The organism is Streptomyces niveiscabiei, from assembly GCF_001419795.1.
Lineage (GTDB): Bacteria > Actinomycetota > Actinomycetes > Streptomycetales > Streptomycetaceae > Streptomyces > Streptomyces niveiscabiei.
The window spans coordinates 1-11307 of the sequence record NZ_LIRL01000685.1 but is presented as its reverse complement, the minus strand read 5'-3'; the positions used below and the strand labels follow the sequence as shown (position 1 = coordinate 11307).

Annotated in this window: 7 protein-coding genes; 4 read left to right on the top strand and 3 right to left on the bottom strand. The window is 73.8% G+C overall.

Annotated features, from left to right (window positions below; translation table 11 throughout):
- From AOK24_RS30570 to AOK24_RS30560, 3 genes are all read right to left on the bottom strand, one after another.
- On the bottom strand, nucleotides 1-725 hold a 725-nt coding region (locus AOK24_RS30570; protein WP_055723281.1), incomplete at its 3' end, for a 5-oxoprolinase subunit PxpA.
- Nucleotides 722-1609, bottom strand: coding sequence for a putative hydro-lyase (locus tag AOK24_RS30565; RefSeq protein WP_055723280.1), 888 nt, complete (start codon nucleotides 1607-1609; stop codon nucleotides 722-724). The genes AOK24_RS30570 and AOK24_RS30565, both read right to left, overlap by 4 nt.
- Nucleotides 1606-2865, bottom strand: a complete 1260-nt coding sequence (locus tag AOK24_RS30560) for an MFS transporter (RefSeq protein WP_055723279.1) — start codon at nucleotides 2863-2865, stop codon at nucleotides 1606-1608. The genes AOK24_RS30565 and AOK24_RS30560 overlap by 4 nt, the downstream gene beginning before the upstream one ends.
- 135 nt (nucleotides 2866-3000) lie before the next feature.
- Between AOK24_RS30560 and AOK24_RS30555 the strand changes: the two genes are divergently transcribed.
- From AOK24_RS30555 to AOK24_RS30540, 4 genes are all read left to right on the top strand, one after another.
- On the top strand, nucleotides 3001-3705 hold the full coding sequence (locus AOK24_RS30555) for a GntR family transcriptional regulator (protein ID WP_055723278.1): 705 nt from the start codon (nucleotides 3001-3003) through the stop codon (nucleotides 3703-3705).
- A gap of 71 nt (nucleotides 3706-3776) precedes the next feature.
- The gene (locus AOK24_RS30550; protein WP_055723277.1) at nucleotides 3777-5303 is read left to right on the top strand and encodes a hypothetical protein; all 1527 of its coding nucleotides are present in this window, start codon (nucleotides 3777-3779) and stop codon (nucleotides 5301-5303) included.
- Between the two features lie 18 nt (nucleotides 5304-5321).
- Complete coding sequence (locus AOK24_RS30545) at nucleotides 5322-6200, top strand: hypothetical protein (protein WP_055723276.1); 879 nt, start codon at nucleotides 5322-5324, stop codon at nucleotides 6198-6200.
- A gap of 79 nt (nucleotides 6201-6279) precedes the next feature.
- The gene (locus tag AOK24_RS30540) at nucleotides 6280-10830 is read left to right on the top strand and encodes a coiled-coil domain-containing protein (RefSeq protein ID WP_055723275.1); all 4551 of its coding nucleotides are present in this window, start codon (nucleotides 6280-6282) and stop codon (nucleotides 10828-10830) included.
- The last annotated feature ends 477 nt before the right edge of the window (nucleotides 10831-11307 follow it).

Here is an 11307-nt window from a genome sequence, read left to right as displayed (position 1 = left end):
AGATTTGTATAACAGACAGCCCGCACTCTGCGCGCGAGGTCCACCGCCCCCGGCGTGTCCCCGTGCAGGCACAGCGACCGCGCCCGGACCGCGACGGAACCCCCGGTCCGGGAGACCACGTGCCCCGACGACGCGAGGGCGAGGGAACGTTCGACGACCGCTTCGGGGTCGTGGATGACGGCCCCCTCCTGCGTGCGCGGGACAAGCGTCCCGTCGTCCGTGTAGGCGCGGTCCGCGAACGCCTCCGGCACCGCCGTCAGTCCCGCCCGCTCCGCCAGCTCCAGGAAGCGGGAGCCCGGCAGGCCGAGCACCGGCAGGGGGCCCGCGAGGAGGACGCCGTCGACGACCGCGCGTGCCTGTTCCTCGTCGTGGACGATCCGGTTGTAGAGCGCGCCGTGCGGCTTGACGTACGCCACGCGCGCGCCCGCGGCCCGCGCGAAGACGTCGAGCGCGCCGATCTGGTACGCGACCTCCGAGGCGAGCTCGTCGGCCGGGACGTCCATCGCGCGACGCCCGAACCCGGCGAGGTCCCGGTAGGAGACCTGCGCGCCGATCGTCACGCCGTTCTCGGCCGCCAGCGCGCACACGCGCCGCATGGTGAGCGGGTCCCCGGCGTGGAAGCCGCAGGCCACGTTGGCGCTGGTGACGACGGACAGGAGCTGTTCGTCGTCGGTGAGCCGCCAGCGGCCGAAGCCCTCGCCGAGGTCGGCGTTCAGATCGATCATGCTGTCTCCTGCCGGAGGCCGGGGCGAGGGCCGGGGCCGGGGTCGGGTTCGAGTGCGGGTGAGCCCACGCGGTAATGATCGTCCCGCGCGTCCGTGAGGAACATCTGTCCCGGCGCGTGCGTGAGGGCGAACGGCGGGCGCGAGGCCATGACCGCCGCCTGCGGGGTGACGCCGCAGGCCCAGAACACCGGGATGTCGTCCGGCCCGGCGTCCACCGGGTCGCCGAAGTCGGGCCGGGCGAGGTCGGCGATGCCGAGCCCCGCCGGGTCGCCCAGGTGCACGGGGTCGCCGTGCACGGCGGGCAGCAGCCCGGTCTCCCGTACGGCCGTCTCCAGGTGCCGGGCGGGCACCGGGCGCATGGACACCACCAGGGGGCCCGACAGGCGCCCTGCGGGGCGGCAGGGGCGCTCGGTGACGTACATCGGGACGTTGCGGCCCTGCTCGGTGTGGCGCATCGGGACGCCCGCCCGGGTCAGCGCCGACTCGAACGTGAAGCTGCACCCGATGAGGAACGCGACCAGGTCCTCGCGCCAGTACGCGCGCGCGTCCGCCGGCTCGTCCACCAGCTCCCCGTCCCGCCACACCCGGTAGCGCGGCAGATCGGTCCGCAGGTCGGCGCCCTCGGCGAGCGGTGTCGTCCAGGAGCCCGCGTCCGTCACGTCGAGCACGGGACACGGCTTCGGGTTGCGCTGGCAGAACAGCAGCATGTCGTACGCCCAGTCGGCGGGGACGGCGATCAGGTTGGCCTGGGTGTGGCCCGCCGACACGCCGGCCGTGGGGCCCGAGAGGCCCTCCCGGAAGCGGGCGCGGGCGGTTTTCGGGCTCCACGCGTGCGCGCGCGGGTCGACGGCGGCCACGGGACGGTCGTACGAAGTGGCTTTCACGTCAGTGTCCTTCCCTTGGTCTCCGGCAGGCCCAGGAGGGCCAGTGCCGCGATGCCGTAGCCGATCGCGCCGAAGACGAGGGCGCCGCCGACGCCCCAGCTGTCGGCGAGGAAGCCGACGGTGGTGGGGAAGACGGCGCCGACCGCGCGGCCGGTGTTGTACGTGAAGCCCTGGCCGGTGCCGCGTACGGCCGTCGGGTACAGCTCGGCGAGGTAGGAGCCGAAGCCGCTGAAGATGGCCGACATGCAGAACCCGAGGGGGAAGCCGAGCACCAGCAGGAGCGTGTTCGCGCCGGACGGGATGTTCGCGTACGCCAGGACGCAGACCGCCGACAGGAGCGCGAACACCCAGATGTTGCGCCGCCTGCCCAGCCGGTCGGTGAGGTAACCACCGGTCAGGTAGCCGAGGAAGGCGCCCGAGATCAGGAACGTCAGATAGCCGCCCGTCCCGACGACCGACAGGTTCCGGTCGTTCTTCAGGTACGTCGGCACCCAGGTCGCCAGCGTGTAGTAGCCGCCCTGCACGCCCGTGGAGAGCAGCCCGGCGAACAGGGTCGTCCGCAGCAGGGGCCGCTTGAAGATGGCCGTGAACGAGCCCCTGCCGGCGCTCTGTTCGCGTACGGCGACCGCCTTGGGGGCGTCCTGGACGCGGCGGCGCATCCACAGCACGAGGACGGCCGGCAGGGCGCCCGTCCAGAACATCACGCGCCACGCGAGGTCGTCGTCGAAGACCGAGAAGACCAGCGTGTACACGATCGCGGCGAGCCCCCAGCCGACGGCCCAGGAGGACTGCACCGCGCCGAGCGTGCGCCCGCGGTGCCTGTCGCTCGCGTACTCGGCGACCAGGATCGCGCCGACCGCCCACTCGCCGCCGAAGCCGAGGCCCTGGAGGGCGCGGAAGACCAGCAGCGTCTCGTACGTGGGCGCGAAGCCGCAGGCGACGGTGAACACGGCGTACGTGACGACGGTGATGATCAGCGCGCGCACGCGCCCGATGCGGTCGGCCAGCACGCCCGCGACGGCGCCGCCGACCGCCGAGACGACCAGGGTGACGGTGGTGAACAGGCCGGTCTGGCCGCTGTCCAGGCCGAAGTACGCGGCCAGCGCGACCATGCTCAGGGGCAGCGTGAAGTAGTCGTACGAATCGAGGGCGTAGCCGCCGAACGCGCCCGCGAAGGCGCGCCGGCCCTTCGGCCCGAGCGCGCGCAGCCAGTTGTCGGCGTCGGTCGTGGGGGAGTGCGTGTCGGTCGTGCTCATGGGACACCTCGCAGGGAGTGCGTGGGGATGAGCCGTGCGGGACCTGGCCAGGATGCGTAGCAAGGTAGAGGATCGTTGAACGATCCTTCAATACCCACGTTGTTTCGTTGAGATGTCTGCGGTTGAATTCCGGGCATGACGGAGCGGGTGGAGCAACAGGCCGGACTGGCGGACGATCGCGCGCTCCTGGGGCGCACCAGCACGGCCGAACGGGTCGCGGACATCCTCCGCAGCCGCATCGCCGAGGGCTACTTCCTGCCCGGTACCCGGCTCTCCGAGGACAGCATCGGCGGCGCCCTCGGCGTGTCGCGCAACACCCTGCGCGAGGCGTTCCGGCTGCTCACCCACGAGCGGCTGCTCGTCCACGAACTCAACCGGGGCGTCTTCGTGCGCGTCCTGACGGTCGAGGACGTCGAGGACATCTACCGCACGCGCGCGCTGATCGAGTGCGCCGTCGTCAGGGGCCTCGGTGAGCCGCCGTACGCGCTCGACGCGCTCGCGGCCGGGGTCGCCGACGGGGAGGCGGCGCTGCGCGAAAGTGACTGGAAATCGCTGGGCACTGCCAACATCCACTTCCATCGCGCCCTCGTCGCCCTCGCGGGCAGCGAGCGCACCGACGAGTTCATGCGCGGCGTGTTCGCCGAACTCCGCCTCGCCTTCCACCTGGTCGACGACCCGCGCGCGCTGCACGAGCCGTACCTGACGCGCAACCACCAGATTCTCGAAGCGCTCCGGGCGGGCGACCGGGACGGGGCGCGGCGGCTGCTGGTGACCTACCTCCGGGATTCACGCGAACGAGTGACGGAGGCGTACGAACGCCGCGTGTCAGACATGCCCTAGTACGCCCCGGGATCCACCGGCGCACCCCGGCGTTTGGGTCGTTGTCAGACCGAGGACCTAGTCTGTGCACCGTGACTTCGCCTGCATCGACGGACCGCGTTCCGCCCCAGCTCAGCGCGGCGCCGCGCCCCGCACCGGGCCCGGCCGCCGACGAGGGCCTGGCGCGTCGGCTGCGCGCGCTCGCCTGCACGGCCCCGCTGCACGACCTGGACGCCCGCAAGGCCAATCTCGCGGGCGAGTACTCGGTGTACGGCATGGCGGAGATCGCCCTCTCGGCGATCGACCTGGTCACCCTGAACATGGACTTCGACACCGGCGCCGACCACGACCACGTCGTCGCCCGCCTGCTGCCCCGCATCGCCGCCCAGGCCCCCGAGCGCCCCGCCGCCGAGCACGAGCGCGTGGCCCGCTGGGTCCTGGAGAACCTGATCAACGTCGGCAGCGTCGACCGCGGCTTCCGCGCCGTGTACGGCACGTTCGCCGCCGACGGCAGCTATGTGCGCCGCGACTACGACTTCAAGCTCGTCGAGGAGGTCCCCGGCTTCGACGGCGCCGTCTACCTGCGGACGACGGACGAAGCGGTCAACGTCCTCGTCGGCGCCCTCGACACGGACGTCACCAGCGCCCAGATCGCCGCCGAGGTCAAGCTCGAGGTCCTCATCCGGCGCGGCCGGCTCGCCGACGCGCAGCTCGCCGCCGAGCAGGCCCGCTACCGCACCGTGCAGTACTCCGAGACCCTCCGCCGCGCCCTGGAGGCGACCCGGCGCAACGTGCGCGCGGTCGACTGGCTGAACGCCGTACCGGACATGATCGCCGAGGCCCTCGACCACGTCGCCGACCGGTACCGCCACGAGAACGCGATCCTCACGAACATCCGCAAGGCCCGCGACGAGATCGAGGACGCCGAGAACAAGCGCCGCGCCGCCGAACTCGTCGACATCGTCAAGGACTGCATCCGCCGCCACACGCAGTTGCAGTCACGCCTCCTGGAGGCCGGCCCACTGTTCCGCGCGGAACAGGACCGGCAGGCATTCTCGACGCCCATGACGTCCTCGGGGATAGACCTCTACGGCCATCTCGTCGCGCCCGTGCTGCCGCTGCCGCTGGAACAGGCGAGCCGCGTCACCGGGGCCTTCTTCGCCAAGGGCGCAGGCATGCGCACGCCGGTCTCCGTCCGGGTCGCCGACCTCGTCGAGATCCTGCTCACGCCCCCCGTCGAACGCGAGCACCTCGGCGCGGAGATGCCCGAACCGGACCTCATCGCCACCCCGGACGACAGCCGGTTCAGCGAGGAGCAGCTGGCCGCCGCCAAGGGGCTCCTCGACCTCCCCGCCGACGCCCCCCGCAGGCTCTCCGGCCTGCTCGCCGAGGCCCGGCGCGCCGACCCCGAACTGCCCTACCTGGTCGCCCTGCTGGCCGTGCACGCCGCCAGCCCCGCGGTGGGCACCGCCTACCGGCAGGGCGAGGAGAAACTGCTGTTCGCCGTGGACGACGGCACGGAACTCGACGACCCCGAATTCGGTGGCGCGGACCTGATCGTCGGAACCGCATTGTTGGACGCTGTCGGAATGGCCGCCGATCGGACCGAGGCGGCTTGATGTTCTGGAGTTCTTGTCGTGAATGAGCCCGTCGAGTGGAGTGAACCGGAAACTCCCGCACCCCCGGCGCCCGCCGCCGTCACCCCCGCCGACGCGGCCGACGCCGCCCGGCTCGTAGCCTTCGGACTCCAGCCGAAACTACAGCCCGCGCGCGACCAGGAGTACGCCGAACTGCTGCGCCGCTACCGCGAGGACCCCGCCTTCGCGCGGCTCGCCGACGCCGTCGCCGCCGGACTCGGCCTCGTCGTCCTGGAGGTGTCCCCGCGCGCGGGCATGGCCGTCACCGCCGGCGAGGACTCCGTGTTCGCCGTCCGCATGGGCGACTACGCGCGTCGCACCTCCGCCGACGGCAGCGACCGCTTCCTGCACGGCCTCGCCCACCTCGCCGTCGCCGCCCTGGCCTTCCCCCGCCCGGAGGACCTCGCCGACGACGGCTACATCGGCCGCGTCAGCGTCCACGGCGTCGACGCCTTCGTACGGCAGGCCTGCCGGCGCCTGGAGGAGCGCGCCGCCGAGGACGGCGAGAACACCGACCCGGCGTCCGACGCGCCCGGCCTGGAGTCCGCCTGGCGCGTGTGGACGCGCCGCAGCGCCACCGGCGCGACGAAGGACGCCCGCCGCCTCGCCGGGTCCACCACCGGCATCGTCGGCAAGGCCGTCGCCTTCCTCACCGACTCCGGGTTCCTCCAGCGCACCGGCGACGACAACGGCGGCACCTACCGCACCACCGCCCGCTACCAGCTCCAGGTACGGGACATGGCGGGCAGCGCCGCCCTCGCCGAACTGCTGGAACTCGGCATCGTGCCGGTGACCGACGGGACACCGACGCTGATGCCCGCCGAGGAGACCGAGGACCTGGACCTGGTGGCCGACGCCGGACTGCCGTTCCACGCGTGAACCGTTCGCGCCTCCCAAAACGATCCACTGACAAACCCTGCCGACGATCCACCGCCGAGATTCAACGACGAGAGCCGCCATGTACGAGCTGTCCCGGGTCCGCCTCTACTCCATCGGTCCAGCCGGTGCGCGCTATGCCGACACCGTGCTCGACCTGCGAGGAGTGGGCGACGTGGTGCCCGACCCCGCACCCACCCAGGCGGAGTTCTTCCAGGACGAGCCCGTCGGCCCGCCGCGCCGCCCCGCGCCCGCGGGCGTGCTGTTCCTGGAGAACGGCGGCGGCAAGTCCGTCCTGCTCAAGCTGATCTTCTCGGTCATGCTCCCGGGCCACCGCAACACCCTCGGCGGCGCCTCCTCCGGCGTCCTGCGCAAGTTCCTCCTCGCCGACGACTGCGGACACGTCGCCCTGGAGTGGCAGCACGTGCTGACCGGCGAGTGCGTCGTCGTCGGCAAGGTCAGCGAGTGGCGCGGCCGGCAGGTCTCCAACGACCCCCGCAAGTTCGCCGAGGCCTGGTACTCCTTCCGGCCCGGCCCCGGCCTCTCCCTGGACAGCCTGCCGGTCGCCGAGTCCACCGCCGTACGCGCGCCCGTCGAGGGCGCCTCCGGGGCGCAGGGGCGCCGCCGGACCATGAAGGGGTTCCGGGACGCCGTCACCGACGCCGACAAGGCGTACCCGCACCTGGAGGTCCACTGGGAGGAGATCCACGACCGGTGGGTCGAGCACCTCACCGAACTCGGCCTCGACCCCGAACTCTTCCGCTACCAGCGCGAGATGAACGCCGACGAGGGCGAGGCCGCCGGCCTCTTCGCCGTCAAGAAGGACGCCGACTTCACCGACCTGCTGCTGCGCGCCGTCACCGACACCCGGGACACCGACGGCCTCGCCGACCTCGTCGGCGGCTTCGGCAACAAACTCGGCCGGCGCGCCGAACTCATCGCCGAACGCGACTTCACCGCCGGGTCGGTCGACCTCCTCGGACGGATCGTCGACGCCGCCGACACCCGCGCGCGTTCGCGGGAGGTCCACACCGCCGCCGAGCGCCGTACCCGCGCGCTGGCCCGCCGGCTGTCCGCGCGCGGCGTCCAGGAGCGGGCGCGCGCCGCCGACCTCGCCCAGCGGGTGACGGCCGCCGCCTACGCCGTCACCCACTCCGAGAGCGCCCGCGAGCGCAGCGCGCTCACCGCCGCCGAACTCGCCTTCCGGCACGCCTCCCTGGCGCTGGCCGCCGCCGAGAAGTCCGCCGCCGCCCAGAAACGCGAACTGGCCGACGCGCGCACCCTGCACTCCGCCTGGCAGGCCGCCGAGGCCGCCCTGCGCCACCGCGCCGCCTCCGACCGCGTCGCGCGCGTGTCCGCCGCGATCCAGGAAGCCGAACGGGACGCCGCCCCGGCGCTCGCCGCGCGCGCGAAGGCCGCCGTCGACCTCGTCCGCGCCCTGCACGCCGCCGCCGAGAGCGCCGAGGCCCTCGCCAACGAGGGCGAGGAACGCTCGGCGGCCCTCCAGGAGGTCAGCGAGACCGCCTACCGGGACAACACCACCGCCGCCACCGAGGCCCAGCGCGCCCGCAGCGAGGCCCAGCACCTGCGCCAGCGCCTCACCGAGGTCGAGCAGGAGATCGCCGAGGCCGTCCGCGCGGGCTGGCTCGACGACAGCTCCCCCGACGCCGACCCCGCGCGCGCCGCCCTCGCCGCCAGCGACGCCGAGAAGAACGCCGTCGCCGCCTGGGACACCGCCCGCGAAGCCGCCCGCCGGGCCGCCGAGACGGCCCGCGAAGCCGCCTCCGCCGAGTCCCGCGCCGAACTCACCGCCGCCCGCGCCGCCGACGCCTCCACGGCCGCCGGACGGTCGTACGAGGCCGAACAGCGCATCGCCGAGGCACTCGCCGCCGAAGAACGGCTCGCCGAACTCCTCAGCAGCGAACCCCTCTCCGCCGCCGACCTCGACCGGTACGCCGACGAACTGCGCGGACTCCTCGACGACGCCGTCACCTCCGCCGAACGCCACCTCTTCGACCTGCGGACGGCCGCCGCCGACGACGCCCGCATCCTCGGCGCCCTCGGCGACGGCGGCCTCCTGCCGCCCAGCCCCGACGTGCTGGCCACCGTCGAGTTCCTCGGCGAGCACGGCATCCCCGCCCTGCCCGGCTGGCGCTATCTCGCGCAGTCCGTCGACCCCACCGACCACGCGCGCGTGCTGGGCGCCCGCCCCGAACTCGTCGACGGCGTCATCATCACCGACCCCGACTCCCACGTCCGCGCGCGCGAGGCGCTCTCCGAGGCCGCCCTCCTGCCCCGCTCCACCGTCGCCGTCGGCACCGCCGCCGCCCTGCTCGCCCCCACGCCCTCCGGCCACGACGACAGCGTCTTCCTCGTCCCCCCGAACCCCGCCATGCACGACGAGCATGCCGCCGACGAGGAACGGCAGGCCCTGCGCGCCCGGGCCACCGCCCGCGACGAGGAGATCCGCACCCTCGCCGCCCGCCTCGGCAAGGACCGCGAACTGTCCGCGCGGCTCGCGTCCTGGCGCACCGGCTGCCCCGCCGGACGGCTCGTCGAGATGGAACGGGCCGCCGAGGAGGCGCGCGCCTTCGCCGAGGAGACCGAGGCCGAACTCACCGAAGCACGCGTCGCGCGCGCGGAGGCCGAGGAAGCCTCCGCCGAGGCCGCCCAGGTCCGCGACGAGAAGCAGGAGGCCGCCCAGAAGGCCCGCCGCGCCGCCGACGCCCTCGCCGGACTCGCCTTCCGCCTGCGCGAGCGCGCCGGCTGGCAGGTACGGCTGCGTGAACTCGCCGACGAGGCCACCGAGTCCGAGGCCCGCGCCCAGGCGTGCCTGGAGCGCGCCCGCGCCGCCGACGAGGACCGCCGAGGCGCCCAGCGCGCCGCCGACGACGCCCGCCGCACCGCCCGCGCGCTGCGCGCAGAACGCTCCGAGATCGCCGGCGCGCCCGACGACGTGCCCGAGGACGGCTCCCAGGCCCCCGAAGCGTCCCTGCCCGCCCTCAGGGAGGCCTACCGGGCCGCCTCGCAGGTGTACGAGAAGGTCGGCGTCGGCGCCGACCTCAGGGCCGAGCAGGCGCGCGCGGAGAGCGACGAGAGCGCCGCCCGCGCGGAACTCGACCGGCTCAGCAACAAGGTCCGCACGCGCGCCGAACAGCTCCTCCAGTCGCCCGACGGCTCCGACGGGCCCTCCCGGCAGGCCGCCTCCGCGCGCGCGGAGGAGCTCGTGCAGCTCCTGGAGACCCGCATGTCCACCGCCAGCGAACAGCTCGGCCGGCTGCGCGGCGAACACGAACGCCTCGCCCCCGAGGAGGGCGAGGAACACACCGAACTGTCCGAGGAACTCGTCCCGCGCGACGCCGAGCACGCGCAGGCGCTGCTGCGCACGGCCACCGCCGAACTCGCCGCCCGCACCGAGGCGCTCGCCCAGGCCCGGGACGCGCACGCCGAGCTGCTCGCCGCGCACCGCACCGCCGAGGACGGCGCCGGCGGCTTCGACGAGGTCGCCGCGATGCTCCGCGACCTGCTGCGCGAACACGTCTCCGACGACGACCAGGAGACGCCCGAGCCCTACCCCGGGTCCCTGGAGGACGCCCGTACGTCCGCCGCCGAGACCCGGCGCGCCCTGCGCGGCTGCGCGGGCGACCTGTCCGCCGCCGACGCCGCCGTACGCGAGGCGAGCGACGTCCTCGTCCGGCACGCCAACTCCACGCGCTACGAACAGGTACGCACGCCCGCGCGCCAGCAGATCCGCGAGCTGCCCGCGTCCGCGCTGCCCGAGCACGCGCAGAAGTGGGCCGACGCGTTCGCCCCGCGCCTGCGTGTACTCACCGACGAACTCGCCCAGCTGGAGCGCAACCGCGACTCCATCGTCGACCGGCTGCGCGGGCTCGTGGAATCGGCGCTGGCCACCCTGCGGTCCGCCCAGCGGCTCTCCCGGCTGCCCGAAGGGCTCGGCGAGTGGTCCGGGCAGGAGTTCCTGCGGATCCGGTTCGAGGAACCCGACCAGGCGACCCTCACGGAGCGGCTCGGCGAGGTCGTCGACGACGCCACGCGGGCCGCCGTCAAGAAGAACTCCGACCTGCGGCGCGACGGCATGTCCCTGCTCCTGCGCGGGGTCGCCGCCGCACTCCAGCCCAAGGGCGTCGCCGTCGAGATCCTCAAGCCCGACGCCGTCCTGCGCGCCGAGCGGGTGCCCGTCGGGCAGATGGGCGACGTCTTCTCCGGCGGGCAGCTCCTCACCGCCGCCATCGCCCTCTACTGCACGATGGCCGCGCTGCGCTCCAACGACCGGGGCCGCGACAAGCACCGGCACGCCGGCACGCTCTTCCTCGACAACCCGATCGGCCGCGCCAACGCGACGTACCTCCTGGAACTCCAGCGCGCCGTCTCCGACGCCCTCGGCGTCCAGCTCCTCTACACGACCGGGCTCTTCGACACCACCGCCCTCGCCGAGTTCCCGCTCGTCATCCGACTGCGCAACGACGCCGACCTGCGGGCCGGGCTGAAGTACATCACCGTCGAGGAACATCTCCGGCCCGGACTGCCCCGGGAGATTCCTGCGGGGGAGGCGGTGCATACGGAGATCACGGCGACGCGTATGTACAAGAGGCCGGTGGCGAGCGGGGGGTAGGACGGTGCTCTCCGGCGGGCTGGGGGAGGGCTGTTGGAGAGGGCTGAGGGCAAGAAGGGGGCCGGACACGGCTGTGTGTGGGGCTGTGCCCTGGGGTGGCTCGGGCGCGGTTCTTGGGGGAGCTGTAGCCAAGGGGCGGTTCGGGCGCAGTTGTTGGGAGGGCGCTGTACCAAGGGGGCAGTTCGGGCTCGGCTGTTGGGAGGGCGCCATGACCCGGGGCGGCGCGGGCTCGACTGTGGGGGCGCCGTGGTTGAGATGGGGTTCGGGCGCGGCTGCTGGAGTGGAGGGCGGCTGTGGGGGCGCCTTGGCCAGGGGCGCGGACGGGGCTGTCGGGTCCAAGAAGGCGCGGCTGTTGGAGGGCGTGTGGGGCAGGAGGCTTGTCCCGGGCCCGGGTCGGGGCTTGCCCGGGGGGCGGCTGGGTGGCTGTCCTCGGGGAGCCGGGTGTGGTGCCTTGCTTCCAGCGCTCCAGCGCTCCAG

Excerpts from the sequence above, each read along its gene's own strand:
- AOK24_RS30560 (WP_055723279.1), bottom strand. The coding sequence starts at position 2,865 with ATGAGCACGACCGACACGCACTCCCCCACGACCGACGCCGACAACTGG.
- AOK24_RS30555 (WP_055723278.1), top strand. The coding sequence starts at position 3,001 with ATGACGGAGCGGGTGGAGCAACAGGCCGGACTGGCGGACGATCGCGCG.
- AOK24_RS30540 (WP_055723275.1), top strand. The coding sequence starts at position 6,280 with ATGTACGAGCTGTCCCGGGTCCGCCTCTACTCCATCGGTCCAGCCGGT.